Origin of the sequence: Haloarcula sp. K1 (genome assembly GCF_001647155.1) — an archaeon.
Lineage (GTDB): Archaea > Halobacteriota > Halobacteria > Halobacteriales > Haloarculaceae > Haloarcula > Haloarcula hispanica.
Genome location: NZ_LRHL01000012.1, coordinates 181,480 through 202,329, shown reverse-complemented (window position 1 = coordinate 202,329; position 20,850 = coordinate 181,480). Strand labels below are relative to the sequence as shown.

Sequence of the window (20,850 nt, the reverse complement as noted above, 5' to 3'; positions counted from 1 at the left end):
TCACACTCCAGTTAGATGTCGTACCCCTGCAGCCAGAGGCCGTGGTTGCCGTGCGCCTTGTCGATGAGGGTGCCGTACTCGAACATGGCGACCTTGTCGGCGAGCCCGGTCCGTCCCAGCGGCACGGTCGAGAACGGCGCGAGCTGGCGGAACTGCGTGGCGCGCTCGTCGATGAGGAAGACGTCGCCGTTGTCGGAGTTGGACCCAACGCCAGTAAGACCGCTGTAGCTGCGGATGTTGTCACAGGGCGTAATCTGGACGCTCCCCTGTTCGGTCCCGATCGCGAGACCCTGGGGCCCGTACTCGACGTCGGCATCGTAGCCGTCCAGACGGACGGTTGGCGTGACCTCGTCGTAGATAGCGTTGTAGAACTGGGGCGAGACGAGGTAGCGGGCGGCGTCCCACATCAGGCCAGTGTTGGTGACCTGGACGGTCACCTCGTCCAGCATGTCCTCGAGGAAGCCCGAGGACGTCGTCGTCTTGTCGATGGAGTTTCCGGCACCATCGAAGATCTTCGCCATACCCTCGTAGGCGTCGCCATCCTCGATCGACTTGTCTCCAGCACCGACGCTGGGGTCGCCGTAGAAGATCTGCTTCGCCTTGAATAGCGCATGGGCGATGGTGCGCTGCCCGAGGGTCGTCTGGGACAGGTCCATGTAGTTCAGCGTGTCCTCAGCACGCTGGGAGTAGTCCGAGATCCGGGCCTGGTCGAGGTAGATCTTCATCTTCTTGTTGTCCGTCGAGATGGAGAAGTCGCCCTCGCTCAGGCTGGAGATGTCGCCGGCGGCTTCAGCTTCGGAGACCATCCCGATGGGGTCGTTGCGGCCGTCGATGATGTTGTACTGCGCCTCGAATCCGGCCTGTGCCTGCGTGGGGATCACGCTGAGGACCGGCGCTGCCCCCCGCTGGATGTCGATGAGTCGTGGGTCGACTTCGACCGGCGATGCGGCGCCGACGACGGAGTAGTCGATGGCAGCGCGCTCGGACATGTCTTCGACCGGCGCGATTCGGTTGTTCTCGTCGACGTCGTGATACCCCTCGCCGGCGGCCGCCGCAGCGGCGAACGGCGAACGCGTGCCGAACTGTTCTTCGGCGCGCGTGGTCGCCTCAGGGTCATCGCCGTGCTCGCGGTGAGAATCGACGAGCTTGTCCTGGATGTGCGAGATGGGTATGCCCACACGACCGCGCTCGATGGGGACTTCGGGGAGCCCCATCGCACGCAGGATAGTGTCGTAGATAGTGCGGGCGTTGTTGTCGGTTGGCGTTGCGAGTCGGGCCGCAATGTCGCGGTCCGTCTGCAGATCGTCGAAGTTGTTAGTGTCAGAAGTTGCGGACATCAGTGCCTCCTACAGGAGGTTCTTCGGATCAGCGTCGCGCTGGTCGTCGGGCTCTTCGTTGTCGTCGTCAGCGTCACGGTTGCCGTCGGTGTCGGGTTCGGCGTCGCCGAGTTGCTCGCGCATCTCGCGAACGTCCTCGGCGGTCACCTCGTCGCCGTCGATGTCGAGGGACTGCTCGTTGCCCTCGTCTTCATCGTCGTCATCGTCATCATCGCCGTCATCGTCGTCATCGCGAAGCGAGTCGGCGAGCGCCGACAGCGTCTCGGTTTGTTGGCGCTGCATCTCGAGCATGGACTCGCGGTACTCCTGCTGGTCCATGCCGTCCTGGTCGTCGTTCGTGTTGTCCGGGTTGTCGCCGGACTGGGTGTTGCTGTTAGTCACAGAATCACGGGCGTCACCGCCCTCGTCGTCGTTGTCATCGCCACTCTCGTCGCCGGACTGCTGGCTGTCGAGAAACGGAATGAACTGCGTATCGACCGGCTCTTCCAGGGGTGTCGTCTCGCGGTAAAACTCCTGGAGTGCGGTCTGTGCAGCGTGGAACTCGTTGTCATCGAACTGGTGGTACGCGACGTTCCACAGCCAGCTCTCGAAGTTTTCGACACTGCCGTTGCCCTGCTCGTTGCGATAGGCATCAAGAAGTGTCTCGGCAGTCTCGGCCTGTTGAGCGGAAAGGTGGCGGTGCTGGTCGGCATCAGAGCCCATCACCACAGCCCGCGCCATCGCGGCGGCTGCGTTCTGCGACGTCGTCCGTGGATCGGCCGGGATGCCGACGATCGACGCCTCCATGAGGTCGACACCGCCGGGAGACGAGTCGTCGTCCCGCCACCCGATGGACGAGGACAGGCCGATGTCGCGGTCGACCTGTGCCTTCAGCGCAGAAAGGGCTTCCCGAACGCTACCGGTCGTCTCCGACAGCGTCTCGGGATCCATCATCCGCGCCTCTGCCTCAAGGAGTGTCTCGCCGGCGTCGTTTGTGGTCAGGTCGGGATTCTGCCACTCGCCGACCTTGCCGACCGCCGAGTAGCGTGACCCCGAGATATCCATGTTCGAGCCGTGGTCGAGGAACACGCCGGCGCCGCCGCCCTCGATCTGCTCAGCCATACCGTCGAGTTCGTCCCGAGTGAGTGGCTCGTCGCCTTGGTTGCGGACCTCGCCCGTTGACGCGATGGGCATCCGCACGACGAAGACGCCGTCGTCATCGGTCTCGCGGACGAACACCCGCACGGCGCTGGGTTGGTGATAGGCGCGATGCTGCGCGTCGTCGTGGTCGGTCATATCAATTCATATCCTCTAGAAGCGAGCCGTGGTGATGCTGCCCTGACCGTCGCGACCCCACGGTGGGCCGCGGTCATCGGGAGTCAGTGACGGCGTCTACGTCAGTGGATCCTCGCCGCCGCTATCGCCGTCACCCATGTCGGCGTTGGCATCAGGGTCCGACCGGGCGTCCCGGAGGAGTGCGTCAAGCACGTGCTTCGGGTACGCGCCGTAGTCGATGATGTTGCCGTTCAGCTCAACGGTCATGTCCTCTGCGGCGAGGTCATCGTCGCCGCGGCGCCGAACGTACTGCCGATAGGTGAGGCCGCCGGCCTGCCACATCTCTCGCAAACGCTGTTCGCGAGCCTGCTCCTCCCGCGGGTCGGTGAAGCGCAGACGGATGTCGAAGGGCTGCTCGAGCGCCTGATAGACGTCGAACTGGCTGGCGATGTGGTGGAACGCACGTTCGAACTGCTTGCTGAACGGGCCGGCGATGCGCTTGTAGATGCGCGTCGTTTCTATCTCGCCGTTCGACCGGTTCGCGTCCTCGGTGAAGCCGAGCTCGTGCTTGCCGAGGCCGAGTGCTCCAAGGCACATGTTGAAGAACCACCGCTGCTCTTCGATGATGTTGAGATTTACCGCAGTCCCGCCGAGCTCCAGCCACTGGGCGCCGCCATCGCCGCCGATGACGGGGACATCCCGCGGGTCACCGCTGGCGGCCTCGATCTTCTCTTTGATGTCGCTGACGTTCTGAGCTCCCATCACCTGGATCAGGCCCGGCGGAATTTCGTTGTCGGCGTAGAACCGGTTGTGATGGGTCGTCGAGTTGGCGAGGATCTCCAGCCACTCCTTGACCTGCAGCGACGGCGACATCGGGTAGTATCGGTACGGCCGCTCGCCGCGCGGGTAGTGCATCACGACCAGCTGCTCGTCCTGGAGTGCTGTCGGGTTGATATTGCCGAGCGTACCGACGCCGTCGCCGGAGAACGCTCCCGTCGCTTGGTAGAACGGCGGGTCGTCCCACATGCCGTGCCTGTCGACGTTGTGCCGGATGGTCAGCGCATCGAGGTTTGACAGCGCGACGACGGGAAACTCATCGCTCTCCGACGGGTGGAGTTGCCAGTACGCCTGTGCTGGACCGAGCATGTCGAAGACGGCGCCGGTGATGAGGTCGTCTAGATCCTTGCTGCCCAGATGTGGGCCTGTGAGGACGTCCCGGATGAGGTCCCGCACCGCGGCCTCCGTGCTGCTGACGGTGTCTACCTCAGACTCAAACGTGAGGTCGCCACCGAGCAACTGATCGACGATGCCGTTACCGATGGCCTGCATCGCCGACGTCTGGACGATCTCCCGAGCCTCGATAGCTTCGCTGCCCCGGGGTCGCCCGTAAGACTGTGTCCCAGTGAGCCATGTTCCCTCTTCGTCGGTCTTGACTGTCTCGGGGTCTTTGATGCTTACCGACTTGCCCTCAACGGTCGCTGTAACCTCGCGGGCGTCTGTCGCCCGGGCCATCGAGGCCGCGTCTGCGGCGCCGGCGTCGTCGCTGCCGCTGGTGTCTATCCGGTTCGCTACCTCTCGGGTCGCGTCATCAAAGATGCCCATGTATGTCAGTCCTCCTACGGAGTGGTCACGAACCGTCGAGCGAGGTCGTTGTCCAGCCCGTGGCCTCGCTGCGGGAAGTCGCCCTTCGTCAGCAGCGTGTACGGAAAGTCGTATGCGATGTTTCGGTTGATGTATCCGCCTTTTGAACCTGCGTCGACGAGTCCCGACCACGTCTGCGCACCGACTGACCAGTACCGGTAGATGGCGTCCGGACCGTCGCGCAGGTACCGGACGTACAGTTCGTTCTGGCCGAAGTCGTACAGTGCCGAGTGAACGTTCGTCGACGAGAACGACGACGTCGGCATGGTCTCCAGTGGCGCCTGGATAGTCTCGGGTGGGTCCGCCGGCCGCTGGTTCTCAACCGGGTGATCGATGGGGCCACGCAGCGTCATCGCCGGAACCCTTTCCGGTTGCGCTCTTGAAACTCAGCGACAGCCTGCCCGATTTCGGAGTTCTTGAACTCGTTGCGGGCGTCGTCGTTGTCCCCGCCCAGCGACGCTGTCGCCGATGGGACACCGGCCTCGGCGTCCCGGGCCCACACAGCCATGTACGCGGCGTCGAGGCGGTCGGGGGAATGGCCGAGTTGCTTTTTCAGTTCTGACTTCGACGTGAGTTTTAGGACCTTTGACCCGGAGTGGCCACGGCTAGCAAGGTGGCGCTCCTCGAACTCAAGCGTGCGAGCGGCCACGAGGAGTTCTTCGTAGAGCTTCCGATCGTCGATGCAGCCGCCCTCCTGGAGCCACTTCCCCAACAGATGCAGACCCTCAGCCCACGCGTCGTAGAAGGACTTGGTGTCAGAAGGTTCACCGCCGGCGTTGAACCGGATGACCTCAGGGAACCGGGCGGCAAGCATGTCTGCCAGTCCAGATCCCTCACCGACGGCGTCGACGGCGGCCGGGCCGTCGTCGTAGGACTCGAACGTCTGTGTGATGCGCTCAGCCTGCTCAACGTGCTCGGTGCCCTGGGAGCGGTACGGCAGTTCAAGCATGTCACCGAAGACAGCCCCGGCGACCGTCTCGTCACCGCCAGCACGGGCCACGTCGACGGACCACGCCTCGGGTTGAGCTGGGTAGTACTCGGGTTCACGCTCCCACGCCGCCTCGACGTCGGACTTCGTGAACGGACGGTGGGCCCGGGCGCCAGCCGGCGGGACCACTCCGGCCCGCCTTCGATACCAGCGAGCGTCGAGATCCTCGCGGAAGTCCTCGCTGTCGGGGTCGGAGACGCGACGGGCTTCCTCAAGACCGGGCCACGGTTCGTCGTTCCAGGCCTCCCAGTCCTCGCGAACCATCTCCAGCCCGACGACTCCAGGTATCTTCTCGGCGTCAATCTCGCCGGCGTCGACCATGACGTTGTGCGCCTCCAGACTGGAGAACTGGATGGTGTGCCAGCGATCGGACTCCAGCCGTTGGTAGACCGGATTGGCCTCGTCTTCCGGTGGGTTGCAGATGGCGACCATGCGGTCGTTGCCGTCGGTGATCGACGAGCCCGCGCTGTCGAAGTGCTCCTCGGTGATGTACGCTTTGTCTGCCTCCTCGATGATGACCAGCATCGACTCGGCGTGCCGTCCCTCGAGGTCGCCAGGGTCACGTGGGGAAACCACCTTCGCGAACCAGTCGTCCTCAATCTCGAGTGTTGGCTGGCCGCCGTCGTTCGGCGTCCCGAGGTCGACCGGCAGGCGCGCGTTCAGCTGCGCGTGGAGCTGTTTCATCGGCCGCCAGACAGCGTCGACGTACTGCGAGTACGACCCCGACGTCCCTAGTACTGTGGAGTTGAGGTTCGTCACCAGGAACGCGACCTTCGCGATGGCGATGCCAAAGGACTTCCCCGGACCGTTACCCGACATGATGATGACACGCCGGTGTTCGGCCAGTGCACGGAGGAGCCGACGCTGCTGCTCGGTCAGTCTGATGTCAAGCACCTCTTCGGCAAAGTTGACGTACCTGTCGCGGCCGTCAGTGTATCGCGACAGGTCGATATCGGCGGCGTCGGAGCTCACTCACCATCACCTCCAAAGAGATCACGAAGCCCGCCGACCCCGCCACCGTCGCCGGCGATTTTGTCGTGGGCTTTGATCAGCTTTCGGACGAGGTCGATCTCTTCCTGAGCCGCGCGGTTGTTCATGCTCAGTGCCTTCGCGAGCTCTTTGATCTGTTTCGCCGACAGGCCTGGCTCGCCGTTCTTTCGACCCTCCCGCACCATCGCATCGAACTTGTCAAAGAACGATTCGCGCTCGGCGTCGTTCTTTTGCCGGAGGTATCGGCGGAGACGGGCCAGCCGCCAGTTGATCAGTTCCTCGAGCTTTTCGGTGTTGTCAAGATCTTCCAGAGCCGCGACGGCCTCGCGATCCTGTTCGTTGAGGTGGTCCGAGAACAGACCGTGTTTGAACGACGGACTGTCCTCTCCTTTCGGAGAGTCGCCGCCGTGGATGTCACATTTCCCATGGTCGCCAACTGCAGGACGTCCGCAGCGCTCGCCAGTCGACTTGGCGGTCGCCTCGCAACGGCCGTGCTCTCCGTAGTCTATGTTGGGGCTCATGGGGTTATCACCGACTCTGGGGGGTTCATGAGGTTAGCAGCCAGACGAGCGCCGCGACAGCCCACGCGTCGACGGCGAGGACGAACGGGATAGCGGCGACGCGGACCAGCCACGCCAGCGGTGGGACGTACTCCCACTGGCCAGGACGCTGGCGGTCCCAGCGGACGTAGACTGTAATAGCGTTGCGCCAGCAGGCGGCCAGGGTCAGGACCAGTAGTGTCGCAAGCAAGAGGGCGTAACCCAGCGCCGCCAGCGTTTCGACGGGTGACCGAAACAGTTCGATGAACGGATTGGGGAGCATCAGTCTTCAGTCTCCTCGCTGTCGACATCGTCTTGATCGGCGTCCCGGACCTCGCCGTTCTCAAACATGAGCTCTTTCACGAGTCATTCTCCGTTCCATCCTCGCCACCGGCACTCTGGAGTTCCTGTGCAGCGTCGACGCCCTCGCCCATCGCGTCGTCCCAGAGGTAGTACCCGGCGCCCAGAAGGATGGCAACACCCAGGAGCAGGATGAGCGTGTCAAGCTCACGGTCAGCCCAGAGCATCGCGGCCCAGATGGCCTGGAACGCGACGATGACACCGCCGGCGACGACGGTACGGATGGGACGGGTGCGGGACATCGTCACTTCTCCCCCTCCTCCGTTTGCTGTGCTCGAACCTCAGCAAAGGCGGCTGCGAGAGCAGCGTAGTCGGCCACCTCGACGCCATTGTAGAGTGCGAGCGTTGAGAGACTCAGGACGGTGATGATGGTCGCGTCGGCGGCAGTCAGGAATAGCGCTGTGAGCGTGATGCCGATGATGCCGGCGTTGACGAGGATGCTCCGGAAGATTTTCAGCGTCTTAAGCATCCGGAGATCACCGCCCGAGAGTGCGATCTCGCAGTAGTCGTCGGCCAGTGCGTCCGGAACGTACCAGGGACGTCGTGGAGTTGTATGGCTCATGATGCATCGTGGGCCCCAACCCCAGAACCGGGTGAGTCGTCGGTACAGTGCTGTATCATAACTGTCCGGCTGGGGAGTTGCACCCCGCGCTCTCGGTGAGCGCACTGGATCCGGACTGGGCGGCCGACGTCAGGGACAAGCTGGGGCCGGCCGGTTAACGTACGGTGCGGACCCTCGCTGCCAGTCGGTGGATGGGAGAAATGGGGGTAGAGAACACATGGCAGGTCATCGGGGCCGACGCCCGGCCCGAACGGCCCGCTCGGTTGCCATCCGGAACGTCGCGAAATCGTCTCCGGCGTAATCGGGATCCCGCTTGAGGTCCCCGACCTCGACGATCAGCGCCAGCGGGTCGTGCGAACAGCCGAACTCGGTCAGTGTCGTGATGATGCCCACCGCCGCCTCCAGGGCCTCGCTGCGAGACCGAGTCGACGGCGATCGGTGCGAGTCGATGGCGCCACAGAACGAGCAGGCCGAGCCCGAGTCAAGGTCGTCGCCCGGTGGGTTCGCATGCTCAGTCCTATCGGCGAGTTGCGCCTGTTCATGGTACTCGCGGTCCGAGGTGTTCCACCGGGGCTCGTCTTCGGGCAGGTCGTAGTCGACGAAGCTCAGGATATCGCCCCATCGACGGCCCGACAGATGGTCGAAGTTGTGCCGTGCCCCGATGCGGCGGTAGCACTGCTGGCAGCAGAGCTCGGAATCGGCGACCAGTGTTTCGAAGATGTCGCCCGGCTGCTCGGGAACGGCGACATCGTCGGTCGCGATGCTCGTGGTAGGTGATAACTGGATAGACATGGCTGGTGGGGTCACCGCCGGTGTAGAGCGGCTGGGGAAGCAGTCGATCTTATATCACTTCCGGGAGGGGTTATACGTCCGCATAGTCACGGTTTTCATGACTACCTGTCTGAGGTCGTCGGTATCGCGGGTCCTGAGTATAAAGTCGCATTTTTCGAGAGTATCGGCAGCGTCGTCGAGAGTGCTCTCGCAGAGCTGTGTCTCCTCCTGTAGCTCCTTGCGAGACAGCGGACCCTCCTCGTCGAGGACGCGGTAGACGTACTTGGCACTGGGCGGGAGGTCGTCGAACCGTCCCGACTCAGGGCCAGTCACGCCGACGAGGCACCTCCACCGAGGGATACCGCCCCCGATTCCTCACTGTGGAGTTCGAAGACGCGTTGGGCCCACTCCAGCCAGTCGAGGCCAGATTCCGATTCGGCAAGTAGCGACCGTAAGCGGCGCTTGGCCGCTACTTTGAAACTCCCGTTACTAGATAGTACTGATAACGCTGATTTCAAAGTAGCAGAATCGATGGCATAAGCCACCCCAGCGTGCTGTTCGTACCGCTCGGGGGAGAGGAGGCCGACGTCCTCCAGAGCGTGGACCCAGTTGTAGACCGTCCGCTGGGTGACATCGAGCCCTGACAGCTGGGCCAGTCGGTGGTAGCCTTCGACTCTGTTCGCGATCGTACCGTCGTCGCCCTCGTCGACGAGACGCCCAGCGCGGAACCCATCGGGACCGTCGCCACGGACGACGTCGTCGACGGCCTCTAGGAGATCGATGGCTCCCTCGGGAACCGGAAGCATCGCTTCGAGCGGGTCGGCGAGCTCGTCGAACGACGCGACCTCGTCGATGGGAACATCGGTCGGGACGTTCGTCAGCAGGTAGGCGTGTTTGGTCTCGTCGGCCAGTACGGGCCGGGTGCGGTGGATGACCTGCGTCAGCTCCTTCGAGCGACTCTCCTCGAACAGATCGCCGGTCAGCCCGGAGAAGTGCTTCGTGGGAACGGCGCGGCCCCGTCCGTTGCCGTCCTCGAAGTGGAGCTTTCGGTAGACTGGGTCCTCGGTATCGGCACGGGTGGAGTACTCAGCCCCGCCAGCGTCGAGGTCGGGATGATCCATCGCGAGGAGTTCGGCTTCGCGCTGGAGATCCTCGACCTTCGGGTGGGGAGCGCCGATGGCGACGACAGCGTCGCAGTCGTTGTAGTTGAGCCCACGAGCAGCGTGATAGTGCAGTACCGGCGCTCCCTGGGGGAACTCGAAGTGGTCTTGGAGGCTGCGCTTGACGACGTACAGTGGTGACTGGTGGACATCGGCGGCGGTATTGATAACGCGCTGGATACGCTCCTGGAGAGACTCGCTGTCGTCGATGGTCCCTGCGTGGTACTGGCCGTCCAGGACCTGCGTGGCCCGGAGATTGAACGACTGTGGCTCGTCGCCGGTGACGAGGACCTCGTCGACGGGCGTCTGGTAGAGCCCAGCGATCTTCCGTTTCGTCGTCGTGGCGTCGAGGATCAGCGGCGAGTCGGGGAGGTCAGTCGGCCGGGGAAGCTCCTCGTAGAAGATGCCCTGAGGCTGGTCAAGCTCCTCGGGTTCGAGGTCGAGCTCGGCACGTGCTCTGGCCGTGGGGCCGTCACGACGCGTGATGTTGTGCTTTTCCTCGTGCCAGTCGCAGGTCTCGTCCTCGCAGTGGCGGGCCCCGTTGTCGAAGACGATATCGGACGCACACCAGGGGCAGTTGTCCAGGGTCGTCGGAACGGCGATGGCCTGTCGACAGCTCTCCTCGTTGAGGCCGGCCGCCGCTGCGGCGCCGAGTAGCGCGTCGAAGACGAGCGGGGTTCCCGACCATCGGTCGTCACGCATCCGTGCGATGAGGGTCTCGTTGTAGTGGACCTTACATTGGGCAAGCGACTCCTCAAGCATCGTCTCCTCAACGACGGCCTTCTCGACCTCTTTGTACCCCTCGCGCGGCATCCCAGGGTACTCTCGAACGGTCTTGGTCTGAACGTCGTCCTCGTCGACACTGTCAGGGAGATCGTCGACGTCAACCTCGCGGGTGATGGTGTCGCTGTCGACCGCCGGCGCGTCCAGGTCGGCAAGCTCGTCAGGCCCGTCGGGGTCGGTAATGGCGTCGACGAGGTCTCGCGAGAAACGAGCGAACTCGCCGAGTGCATCCTGATACTCCTCGTGAGCGTTCGAGGCCATGCCCTCCAGCGCGTTCCCGACACGGGCCAGGTCCTCGACGGTGACGCGACGGTCCGACCGGAGTGAGTCCGGACTCTCGTCAACGAGGATGTCTCGCTGCGGGCCATCGGATCCGCGGCGCTGGACCGTCTTCAAGAGCTGGTACTGGTGGACACCGACGACGCGGTCCTCGCTCGACAGATCGTCGAACTGGTCGAGCCAGGCACAGTGACCGTGCTCGTCGTGGCCCGGCAGTTCGTCAGCGAGTATCTGGTGGGCCTTGACCGGTCCGAGCTCGCCAGCCAGTACCTCGTAGCGCTTGCGTCCCTCGTGGTCTTTCGCGAAGTCGTAGATGGGGCACATATGCGGGCAGTCGGCAACGTGGCCGTGCTCGGGGCACATATCCCGTTCGTCGTCGTGATCGACGTCCATGCAGACGTCGCCACGCTTCTGAGCACCACCACGAAGGTGGTAATAGTCGTCAGCCGTCGGGTCGTCCTCGATGAACTCCCGAGCCTTCTGGTGCTTGTCGAAGAGGACAGCGTGTGGCCGATCCCGCTTTGCGGCGCCGATGGCAGCGTTGGTCGTCTTGCCGTTGCCGGGGTCATCAGCCCAGGCAACGGGCCCGTCGGCGTCGACGAACTCTTCGAAGCGCTCACCCTGCAGTTCGTCCCAGCGGTCCTCGGGCGTGACCGACTGGCGGTCCAGGCCCGGTGGCTCGCACTCCTCGATGGGCCAGTGTTCGGAGACACCGCCACTGGTCTGCTCGGGGTCGTAGTCGTCCTCGAGCTCGGGGATGTCGAAGCCGAGGTCCCGAAGGTGCTCGACACCAGTCCACCAGTCGGCGCCAGAGACGCCACCGGCAGCCTGCTCCGGTCGGAGTTCGCCGGCGTCGATGAGCGCCATCACGACGGGGCCACCGTAGCCGCCACGGTCGCCGGTGTCCATCCAGCGCTGGTCGTTGACGATGTTCGCCGTCCCGTTGCTGTTGGGCCCCCAGGTCGGTGCGAAGGCACGCTCGCCATCGCTCGTCGACGCTGAGTCGTTCCACCGGTGGACGATCGTCGCTTCGGCGACGCGCTGGGCGTCGAGGCGGTCCAGGGCGTGGAAGATGTCTCGGATATCAGTCGTCGTCTCGTCCGTCGAGGTCGCCGTAGGTTCGTAGTCGGAACTGTCGAACTTTTCGCGAGCGGTGTCGACGTCCTCAACGCGGTCGCGCTGGCTGGATGCCACTGGGTCGTTGGCTTCGACGAGCATTTCGAGGACGTCGTCGTCCCACTCCCGAACCTCGGTCGGCGTGCCGGCGACGTGGTCGCCGGTCATCACGCAGACACGCTTGCGGGCGTAGATCTCGATGCTCGGAAGGTCCTCGTTGTCGCCCCATGGGTCGTCGTCGAGTTGCCATGACGCCTGCTTGACGCCCTCGGGGAGTTCGCCGCGGTAGATGGCATGGGCCCCGCTGCCGGACTGGGAAATATCGGCGTAGGTCAGCCCCAACTGTTCGAGGATTGCGATGAACGCCGGATGGACGTCGCCGGTCTCTGGGTCACGGATGTCGTCGCCGTCGACGTAAGCGAAGGGGTCCTCGGGCTGCTGCAGGAACGCCCGACCGTCAAGCCGTGGGTCGACCTCGGCCATCGCGATACCCTCGCCGTCGAGGTAGTTGCCGTCGTAGCCCCACTTGTAGCGGGCGTCGCAGTCACACGTCGCTGCGGTGTCGTGGCCGTCCTCGCCGCACTCGGCAGGGGCATCGGCATCAGCCCACGGCGCGAAGGGCTTCTTGTCTTGATGGCCCATCCACTGCTCACGGTCAAGCAGCGCTGGCGGATAGATGTCTGCCTCGGGGTCGGTCCAGTCGGCGTCGCTCCAACGGTCCCACTCAGGGACTCGCTGCGGCCGTGATGACGACCCTCTAAAGCGGTCTCCGGTATCTTCACTTGAACTTTGCTCTGAATGAGGGGGATCCTCGTCAAGGACATCCGCGACTGCGGTTGGCGATTCGCTGAGTGCCCCAGCGATGGCGACCGTACTGGCGTCGAGGTTGCGTTGGAGGTAGTTCTCGATGCGTTCTCGCAACGACAGGTCGGTCACGCCGACCACCTCCAGTCATTGAGGGTTGTCTGTCCCTCCGGATCGGACCGTTCACTTCCATCGTCGGGAAATGGGACATTCTCGACCGTTGCCTCGCCCTTGGCATCGAGACGGTCATCGACGACATCGATGGTCTCACCGGTATCGTCCAGTTCCGGCCGCTCGGTGATGTACTGGACGGTGCCATCAAGCGGGTCACCGGAGTACGAGCGCCCGCTCATGACAGACACCCCACCGTTTCCGCTGGAGTATCTGAAGAAATATCTATTGCGTTATATAATTCATCGCCGTGTTGACCGGTCAGTGAGGCGTCTCTATGCCGGTTCTGCCGATGGGTATGTAAAGTTTCAGAGTAGTGCCCGGGGAGGGCTCCGAACCCTCGATCTCCGCATGGCCCAGGTCTGGGGCGTGACGAGCGCCCCGGGGTCATGACGGGTGCACTGCCGCATGAGTCGAAAGACCCTATGAGTGCGGCGCTATGTCCAGCTAAGCCACCCGGGCGCGGGTGCATTCAGCCGTTGGCCGTTAGCCGTCTTGAAGGTTCTCATCTCTGCCGGGACTGTGGCACAGTCCCACGCTTTGTCCGCCTGATCGGCGCTGATAATCGACCCGCGGATTTAAGCCACCACGCAGGTATGCAGGCAGTATGGAGATACCAGACCTCGTCCAGCAGGAACTCGGGGACGAGGAGATCCGGGGCGGTGTCAACCTCGGCGACGAAGACGCGGCCTGTTTCACACCGACCCGGACGCTCGTCTACCGCGGTGAGGGCCTTCTCAGCGACGAGAAGGTCGCCAGCTATCCGCACGACTTCGAACGGCTCACGGTTTCGGAAGGCCGCCGCAAGACCAAGTTCTCGCTCATCTACACCAGTGAGAAGCTCGAACTATCCGTTCCCGGCAGCCGCGGCGATGCCGTCCTCGAACGGCTGCTCGAAGGGAAGCTCACCGTCTCGGGCGGTATCGCCCCAGACGAGAGTCTCGCCGGCGTGTTCCGGTTCAGCGAACTGACGCTGGTCGTCACCGACCGCCAGCTACTCAAGCACATCGGCAACGTCACCTGGGACGCCGACTACGAGGCGTTCTCCTTCGACGACGTGACCGGTCTGGAGTTCGAGGAGGGCAGCGTCGCCACGGCTGTCGTGCTCTCGTTCAACGAGCGGCCAGAGCGCATCAAGGCCCCGTCCGAGCAGGCACCGATGGTCCGGAAAACACTCGAAGAGGCTCTCTTCGCGTACCACGAAGTTGATTCGCTTGCCGACCTCAACGCCAAGGTCGGGGCCGACCCCGAGAAGAATGCTGACGAATCCGGCAACGGTCTCGGCCTCGAATCCGGTATCGACCCGCTCGTGAGCAACGACGAGGAGGGCGGTGACGGCTCCGAAGCTGAATCTGCGAGCGCCGGGACACAGGCCACGACTGCAGCGACCACCGAGCAGGGAACCACCGCCGAAGCCACGACGGATACCCAATCCAGTGACGTAACCAGCGTAGACACCGACTCGGTCGAGCCGGACACCTCGGCAGACCCCGATATCGCTGAACTCGAAGCACAGGTCGCCGAACTGACCGCCGCTGTCGAGGCCCAGAACGAACAGCTCCAGAAGCAGGAGCGCACCATCAAACAGCTCATCAAGGAACTCCGCCAGGGCCGCTGAACGGTCTGTTTTTGACTGCCTGTTCTTCACAACGAGGGGCGCTCACTCCGTCCACGACTTCGCTACTCGCGGCTCACTTCGTTCGCCGCTCGTAATTCCGAGGGCCGCTCGCTTCGCTCGCGCCCCTCGCTACTCCCGCCCTAACACTTTCCGAATACACGTCGACCCGAACGGTCCCAGTTCGCCGCCGTCGAACTGGACGAAGTGGCCCGTACTGATAGCTGCGCCACAGCGCTGACACGAGAACTCCCCCTCGCGGACGACCACGTCGCTGTCGAAGTTCACGTACGACCCCTGTGACCGCGGGCGGACGACGCCGTTCTCGCGCTCGATGAGGCCACGCATCACTGCAGTATCGAGTATCTCGCGCTGGACCTGTGGGTTGGTCGTCACTGTCTCGATACGGTCGAGCGCGTCGGCGACGGACAGCTCCCCGTGTTCCAGATGGGCGAGCAGTTCGACGCCGAGTTCGACCGGATCACGCCTCTCGGACACAATCGCCGATTCAACCCCGAACAACCTAAAAGATACCACAAAGCGTTTGTCGATTGCTACCGCTCAATTGGGTAGATGGACCGCCTCGCGAAGCGACAACTGGTCGGGACCGCCGGGCTGGTGGTAGTCGTCGCCGTCGCGACAACGCTGCTCACCCCCGAGCGGGTGGTAGCCCAGACGACGCATCTCGCCGACCACCCTGTCTACCTCGCGGGCGTCATCGTCGGGCTGTACCTAGTTCGCCCGTTCTTCGCGTGGCCGACGATGCCGCTGTCCGCGTTCGTCGGGTTCGTCCTCGGCGTCAAATACGGCTTCCCGGTCGCACTGATGGGCGCACTCGTCACCTGCCTCATCCCCTACCGGTTCGCGCTCCGGGCCGGCGAACAGGGCGGGATGTTCGGCTGGCTGGGGGACTCAGGCCGCCGGATTATCGAGGTGACCGGCGAGACGCGGGGGGTGCTCGCGGCACGGCTCTCACCGGTGCCTGCGGACCCCGTCTCTTATGGAGCCGGGTTCGCCCGCGTCTCGCCGCGCTCCTTTGCGGTCGGGACGTTCCTCGGCGAGATTCCGTGGGTCGCGGTCGAGGTCACCGCGGGCGCGTCGCTGCGGTCGCTGACGCTCACGGGGCTCAGTGTCGACGCGCTCCCGCACGTCCTGTTGTTCTCCGCGGCACTGGCTGTGCTGGTACTCGCCGGCCCGGCTTACCGCCATGTCAGCGCTCCGAACTCGTCGTGAACTCGAACCGCGCGCCGCCGTCCTCGCTTTCGGTCACCGACACAGACCAGCCGTGGGCCTGTGCGACCTCAACGACGATTGCCAGCCCGAACCCGGTCCCGGTGTCGCTCGTGGTGTAGCCGCGCTCGAACACGTCATCTCGCTCTTCCGGTGGGATTCCCACGCCGTCGTCGGCGACGTAAAATCCGTCGTCCGTTGTTCCGACGGAGACAGTGACCGGGGCTGCGCCGTCTGCACAACGTCCGTGTTCCACACTGTCGTCGGACTCCGTCCGACTGCTCGTGGAGCCGTGTTCTACGCTGTTCCGGAACAGGTTCTCGAACACCGTGCGAAGCCGTGCCGCGTCGGCTTCGACCGCCGCTGTCCCGTGTTTTTCGAGCGTGGCTTCGCCGGTTTCGACATCGATCCAGGCCTGGCTCGCGAGGGCAGCGAGGTCGACCATCGTCGTCTCGCCGACCGTATCGCCCTGTCTGGCGAGCGTCAACAGGTCGTTTATGAGTTCGTCCATCCGGTCGGCCGCGGACTCTGCCGCTTCGAGGTGCGAGACGTCGCCCGACGTCCGAGCGACCGATATTCGCCCTTTGACCACGTTCAGCGGGTTTCGCAGGTCGTGGCTAACGACAGAGGCGAACTCCGCAAGCTGTCGCTCCCTGTCTTTCCGGTCGCTGATATCGCGGATGACGCCCGCTGTGCCGTTGAACTCCCCGTCCGCGGCTGGAAGCAACGCGATATGGATCTCGATAGGCGTGTGATTCCCGGTCTGGTCGACAATATCCGTTTCGAAGGTCACGTTCTGTCGGGTCGGGTCAGACAGGATGGTCCGGATGAGCTCGCTTCCGCGGTTGATGTCCTCGCCGGTCATGATCGTCGAGATGTGCTCGCCGATCAGCTCGTCCGGTTCGAACCCCGTCAGTTGCTCTATCGCCTCGTTCACGTAGGTGAACACACCCTCGTCGTCGAGGGTGTACACCGGGTCGCCGACGGCCTCGATGATCGTCTCGTAGCGTTCGAGTTCCCGTTCGCGTTGCTTGCGCTCCGTCGTCTCGCGCATCACGCCGACCGAGCCGTCGAAGTTCCCGTCCTCGTCGAACAGCGGTGCGATCCTGTCCTCGTTGATCCGGACTGTCCCGTCAGCGGATATCGTCCGCATCTCGTAGGCCCCCCACGTCCGCTCGTCGTCGTCGAGCAGGTCACAGATGAGTGCTGTCGCTCTTTCGACATCCGTCTCGGGCATGAAACGGACTGGTTCCGAGCCGACGATTTCCGAGCGGTCGTACCCCAGATGGGCGGCCATCGCCTCGTTTACCATCTCTACTGTCCCGTCAGTATCGAGGACGTACATCGGGTCCCCGACGTTTTCGACCAGCGTCCGGTACTCCCTGAGCTCCCGTTCCCGGCGTTTCCGTTCCGTAATATCCCGGCCGATACCGGCAATCCCGAACAGGTCGCCGCGCTCGTCTTCGATGAGCGAGCCCTTGAATTCGTACTGGAGCGCCCTGCCGTCAGCCGTCTCGACACCTGCTTCAACGGTTCCGTATCCGGTCTCCAGCGTCTCCTCGAACACTCGCCATAATTTCTCGTGGTCGGAATCCACGATGAGTTCCCCAATGCCCATCGACGCTAGCTTCTCGTTTGTGTAGCCGGTCACCGACGAGACGGTGTCGTTCCATCGGACCAGACTGCCATCGGGACCGACAACGTAGAACATATCGTCGACGGAGTCGATGAGCTTCTCGGTAAATGCCCGCTGATTCGCGAGTTCGCGCTCGCGCTCCTCGCGCGCGGTTACGTCAGTGATGAACCCTTCGAGGATTTCGACCCCGTCGTCGTCAGTGCCGACGACGCGCCCGCGCTCCCACATCCAGCGGGTCTCACCGTCGGCCGTCTCGATCTGGTAGGAGACTTCGAACGGTTCGTCGGCGGCGATACAAGTCTGGACCGTCTCCCAGAGACGCTCCGTCTCGGATTCTTTGATCAGCGTCCCCCAGGAGACGTCGCCGCTCTCAAGCGCCTCCGAACTGTAGCCGACTAACTCCGTCGCACCGTCGCTGACGAACTCCATCGGCCAATCGGGCACGTTCCGTGCGCGATACACCATTCCCGGCAGGTTCGAGATGAGCGTCGACAGCATCCGCTCGGACTCTTCGAGCGCGGCCTTGGCCCGCCGTTCCCCGACAGCCCGCTCGATACGGTTGGCAAGGACGGTGTACTGGTCCGTCCCGACTCCTTTCTGGAGGTATTCGGTGACGCCAGCGGAGATGGCATCACTCGCGATTTCCTCGTTTCCTTTGCCAGTAAAGAGAATAAAGGGTAGCTCCTCGTACTCCTCGCGGACGACCTTCAGGAATTCGAGTCCGTCCATGCCCGGCATGTCGTGATCGCTGACGACACAGTCGAACGTACGCTCGGACAACCGCTGTAACCCATCTGCCGCGCTTCGCACGGTACAGACGGAGATATCATTGTGAGTTTGCTCCAGATGGACCGCAACGAGATCGCCAAGGTCGGGGTCGTCGTCGACGTGCAGCACCGAAATCTCTCCCCCGTGGCCACTCATATCACTTCTTTCGTTGTTCCAAGATATTAAACCCGCGAGCGTATCGTCAGTAGAACGTGTCAGCGCAGTCATATACGACGCCGTGCTCCGGACAGACGTACTTGCAGTGTCGGTGGTACATTGCCCGTTCACAGAGTGGGCAGGGCCGACCCCCGGGCTGCTCGTCCATGATTTCGTAGAACAGCTCCGCTCGCTTGTGTCTTCCGGAGTTTCGGAACGGAATCCGGACGAAATTGGAACAATCCCTTTTGCGAGGTAGACCCTCGATTGAGTCATGACTGACGACCTCCTTGACTCGCCCGGCGGTCGGCTGCTGGTTAGCGTTGCCGTCGCCGTCGCAGGCCTGGCGGGCTCCTACGCTGTGACCGGCTACGCACCCACATTCATCGCCTCGCCAATCGAACGGACGCTCGCGCGGTCGATGCCCGGCGTCGTCGTCTCGACTGCCATCTCGACGCTCGGTAGCCTCGGTCAGCAACTCAATCTCCTGCTCGCGATTGGCCTCGCGGGGCTGTTCATCGCGCTGGCGGCCAGAGCGGCCATCCTCACCGGCCAGTTGGCGAACAATCGCGCCCTCCCGGTCGTCGGAACGGCCGTCGTAACTTGGGCCGTGAGTGTCGTTCTCACCGGCGAGGTCGTCCTCGCGGCCGGTCCGGCGGTTCCCGCCGCTGCCGTGGTCGGCCTCGCGCAGGCGCTGGACGGACTCGGCGGTCCGATGACGCCCATCTCCTCGAAACGCCGGCGGGCCCTCTCGACGGTTGGCGCGGCCATCGGCGCGGCGACGGTCGGCTGCGCAACTGGCAACCAGCGGTCGGTCGTCGCGACGGGTGACGATGCGCCCGTGCTGAATGCGCCGGGAGCGGACCTTGACGATGTCGACGAAAAGCTCGCCGTCGCGGCAGACTATTCCCTTGGCCTCGGCGATATCGACCCGCTGGTCAGCGAAAACTTCTACGAGGTCGACATCAACTCCATCGACCCGGAGCTCTCGGCCGCGGACTGGTCGCTCTCTATCACCGGTGCTGTCGAAGAGGAGGTCACGCTCACCTACGCGGACCTGCTGGAGATGGATGCCGAAAACCGGTTCGTTACGCTCCGTTGCGTGGGCGAGCGCCTCAACGGCTACAAGACGGACACCGCGCTGTGGACCGGCGTTCCCGTCGACAGCCTCCTCAAAGAAGCCGGCGTTCAGAGCGGCTGTGAATGCGTCATGCTCCGGGCTGAGGACGACTACTACGAGGAGTTCCCCATCGACGCGCTCCGGGGCGGGATGCTCGCCTACGGCATGAACGGAAAGGTCCTCCCGCGGGGCCACGGCTACCCCGTCCGAGCACTGGTCCCCGGCCACTGGGGCGAGGTCAACGTCAAGTGGCTCTCAGAGATCGAAATTCTCGACGAGGAGGCCGACGGCTACTGGGAGAAACGCGGTTGGCAGGGGACCGGCCCCGTCAATCCGGTTGCCAAACTCCACCACGAGTCGACGCTTTCGGACGGCCGCCGCCGCATCGGTGGCCACGCCTACGCCGGCCTGCACGGCGTCCAGCGCGTCGAAGTCTCCACCGACGGCGGCGAGACGTGGGCTGACGCGACGCTCTCGGACCAACTGCCGGCGGCCGACGGCAACGGCCCCGCAGAGGACGCGTGGCGACAGTGGGAGTACACCTACGACCTGCCCTCGGGCGGCCACACCGTCGTCGTCCGAATGGTCGACCAGCGCGGCGAGGTGCAGCCCGAAGAAGAAACGGACTCCTATCCCAGCGGTCCCTCGGGCTGGGTGTCGAAGCAGTATTCGTAGTGCAAAGCGAGCGGCACATACCGCTGTAGTCGCTATCGTGGGTATGGACGAGACGATTGCCGGCGAGGTCATCCACGTCGTGGAGCCGGCCGAGCACGAGGATTACGACTTCGAGCCCAAGATGGCGTCGCTCGCGGACTCGCGCTACGTCATCGTCTGTCGCAAGGGCGGGAAGCCATCGTGGCTCGAACGGATCGCGGCCTTTCTCCGCCGCCAGCCTATCGAGCCGGTGACGCTCGTCGCGGACTCGGCGGCCGAGGAGGGCGCGGAAATCACGGCGGCTGTCGAGGAAACGACGATTACTGGTGTGTACGACGTCACGGAATTCCGGTAGCGGACGCACCGGATACCGACACTAAATATTTCATAGAGTGATAAGAATAACTGATGTTTATTCAGCAAGGGGTAATCTCATCTCCATTAACTCTCATTATATTCGCACCATCAATTAGATAGAGGGCCTTTGATTCGTAATCCGCTTCTAATTCTTTCGTTGAGTAGTGATACGGGACGTTTACCTCAACATACTTTCCACGATTTGTCTCATTTATTATTTCAGCATATTTCGTTCCAGTTTGCCCTCCAGGTGCACCACTTGCACAAGAAGCATTTTGTAGCTGATTAAAAATATAATCCTCCTCAGCGGATAGTGCTCGTTTTTTTGCACTGTTATTTACCACTAGTTGAGGAGTTTGCTCATCGGTTGTTGTATCCTCACGTAAAGACTCGGTTGATGTGCTGATCTCAGAACTATTCGGAGACACACAACCCGCGCCAACCAGACATAGGACAAGTACTGCCAGAAAGACCGATCGTGAGGAATCCATTACAGTTTGGTTAGTGTTATCGAGTGAATACTTTGTGATCCAACTCATATAGGCCCCATACCGGGTGG

Annotated in this window: 21 protein-coding genes and 1 tRNA gene; 4 read left to right on the top strand and 18 right to left on the bottom strand. The window is 63.3% G+C overall.

Annotation, left to right across the window (positions count from 1 at the left end; genetic code table 11):
- Positions 1-11: 11 nt before the first annotated feature.
- The 14 genes from AV929_RS05840 to AV929_RS05775 form a co-directional block, all read right to left on the bottom strand.
- Positions 12-1,337, bottom strand: coding sequence for a hypothetical protein (locus AV929_RS05840; protein ID WP_080510044.1), 1,326 nt, complete (start codon positions 1,335-1,337; stop codon positions 12-14).
- Positions 1,338-1,346: 9 nt separating this feature from the next.
- Positions 1,347-2,612: a hypothetical protein gene (locus tag AV929_RS05835; RefSeq protein ID WP_064287686.1), complete on the bottom strand. Its 1,266-nt coding sequence runs from the start codon at positions 2,610-2,612 to the stop codon at positions 1,347-1,349.
- 96 nt (positions 2,613-2,708) lie between these two features.
- A complete protein-coding gene (locus AV929_RS05830) occupies positions 2,709-4,193 on the bottom strand; it encodes a phage portal protein (protein WP_080510043.1) in 1,485 nt (494 codons plus the stop codon).
- Positions 4,194-4,207: 14 nt separating this feature from the next.
- Entirely contained in the window at positions 4,208-4,585 is a 378-nt protein-coding gene (locus AV929_RS05825; protein WP_064287685.1) for a KTSC domain-containing protein, read from the bottom strand.
- A complete protein-coding gene (locus AV929_RS05820) occupies positions 4,582-6,192 on the bottom strand; it encodes a hypothetical protein (RefSeq protein ID WP_064287684.1) in 1,611 nt (536 codons plus the stop codon). The genes AV929_RS05825 and AV929_RS05820 overlap by 4 nt, the downstream gene beginning before the upstream one ends.
- The gene (locus AV929_RS05815; protein ID WP_064287683.1) at positions 6,189-6,731 is read right to left on the bottom strand and encodes a hypothetical protein; all 543 of its coding nucleotides are present in this window, start codon (positions 6,729-6,731) and stop codon (positions 6,189-6,191) included. Before AV929_RS05815 ends, AV929_RS05820 begins: the two co-directional genes overlap by 4 nt.
- 25 nt (positions 6,732-6,756) lie before the next feature.
- On the bottom strand, positions 6,757-7,032 hold the full coding sequence (locus AV929_RS05810; RefSeq protein WP_064287682.1) for a hypothetical protein: 276 nt from the start codon (positions 7,030-7,032) through the stop codon (positions 6,757-6,759).
- Between the two features lie 76 nt (positions 7,033-7,108).
- On the bottom strand, positions 7,109-7,351 hold the full coding sequence (locus AV929_RS05805; protein WP_064287681.1) for a hypothetical protein: 243 nt from the start codon (positions 7,349-7,351) through the stop codon (positions 7,109-7,111).
- Between the two features lie 2 nt (positions 7,352-7,353).
- A complete protein-coding gene (locus tag AV929_RS05800) occupies positions 7,354-7,671 on the bottom strand; it encodes a hypothetical protein (protein WP_064287680.1) in 318 nt (105 codons plus the stop codon).
- A 225-nt stretch (positions 7,672-7,896) separates the two neighbouring features.
- Positions 7,897-8,463 carry a hypothetical protein gene (locus tag AV929_RS05795; RefSeq protein ID WP_064287679.1) on the bottom strand — a complete coding sequence of 189 codons (567 nt, stop codon included), beginning with the start codon at positions 8,461-8,463 and terminating at the stop codon, positions 7,897-7,899.
- A 54-nt stretch (positions 8,464-8,517) separates the two neighbouring features.
- The gene (locus AV929_RS05790) at positions 8,518-8,775 is read right to left on the bottom strand and encodes a MarR family transcriptional regulator (protein WP_064287678.1); all 258 of its coding nucleotides are present in this window, start codon (positions 8,773-8,775) and stop codon (positions 8,518-8,520) included.
- Entirely contained in the window at positions 8,772-12,716 is a 3,945-nt protein-coding gene (locus tag AV929_RS22590) for a hypothetical protein (protein ID WP_230458842.1), read from the bottom strand. Before AV929_RS22590 ends, AV929_RS05790 begins: the two co-directional genes overlap by 4 nt.
- A complete protein-coding gene (locus tag AV929_RS05780) occupies positions 12,713-12,937 on the bottom strand; it encodes a hypothetical protein (RefSeq protein ID WP_064287677.1) in 225 nt (74 codons plus the stop codon). The genes AV929_RS22590 and AV929_RS05780 overlap by 4 nt, the downstream gene beginning before the upstream one ends.
- A gap of 135 nt (positions 12,938-13,072) precedes the next feature.
- A tRNA-Met gene (locus AV929_RS05775) sits at positions 13,073-13,217 on the bottom strand.
- 145 nt (positions 13,218-13,362) lie between these two features.
- Here AV929_RS05775 and AV929_RS05770 point away from each other — a divergent pair.
- A complete protein-coding gene (locus AV929_RS05770; protein WP_014040890.1) occupies positions 13,363-14,373 on the top strand; it encodes a hypothetical protein in 1,011 nt (336 codons plus the stop codon).
- A gap of 129 nt (positions 14,374-14,502) precedes the next feature.
- On the opposite strand, the gene AV929_RS05765 is transcribed toward AV929_RS05770, so the two are convergent.
- Positions 14,503-14,892, bottom strand: a complete 390-nt coding sequence (locus AV929_RS05765; RefSeq protein ID WP_008312872.1) for a DUF5830 family protein — start codon at positions 14,890-14,892, stop codon at positions 14,503-14,505.
- 51 nt (positions 14,893-14,943) lie between these two features.
- On the opposite strand from AV929_RS05765, the gene AV929_RS05760 reads away from it, so the two are divergent.
- A complete protein-coding gene (locus AV929_RS05760) occupies positions 14,944-15,603 on the top strand; it encodes a TVP38/TMEM64 family protein (protein WP_014040888.1) in 660 nt (219 codons plus the stop codon).
- Here AV929_RS05760 and AV929_RS05755 read toward each other — a convergent pair.
- Complete coding sequence (locus AV929_RS05755; RefSeq protein WP_064287676.1) at positions 15,581-18,160, bottom strand: PAS domain S-box protein; 2,580 nt, start codon at positions 18,158-18,160, stop codon at positions 15,581-15,583. The genes AV929_RS05760 and AV929_RS05755 overlap by 23 nt on opposite strands.
- Positions 18,161-18,206: 46 nt before the next feature.
- Positions 18,207-18,329, bottom strand: coding sequence for an HVO_2523 family zinc finger protein (locus tag AV929_RS22855; RefSeq protein ID WP_004591539.1), 123 nt, complete (start codon positions 18,327-18,329; stop codon positions 18,207-18,209).
- Between the two features lie 105 nt (positions 18,330-18,434).
- On the opposite strand from AV929_RS22855, the gene AV929_RS05750 reads away from it, so the two are divergent.
- Positions 18,435-19,955, top strand: a complete 1,521-nt coding sequence (locus tag AV929_RS05750; protein WP_064287675.1) for a sulfite oxidase — start codon at positions 18,435-18,437, stop codon at positions 19,953-19,955.
- Positions 19,956-19,998: 43 nt separating this feature from the next.
- Positions 19,999-20,289, top strand: coding sequence for a hypothetical protein (locus AV929_RS05745; protein ID WP_014040885.1), 291 nt, complete (start codon positions 19,999-20,001; stop codon positions 20,287-20,289).
- A gap of 61 nt (positions 20,290-20,350) precedes the next feature.
- On the opposite strand, the gene AV929_RS21750 is transcribed toward AV929_RS05745, so the two are convergent.
- On the bottom strand, positions 20,351-20,782 hold the full coding sequence (locus AV929_RS21750; RefSeq protein ID WP_154020788.1) for a hypothetical protein: 432 nt from the start codon (positions 20,780-20,782) through the stop codon (positions 20,351-20,353).
- Between the last annotated feature and the right edge of the window lie 68 nt (positions 20,783-20,850).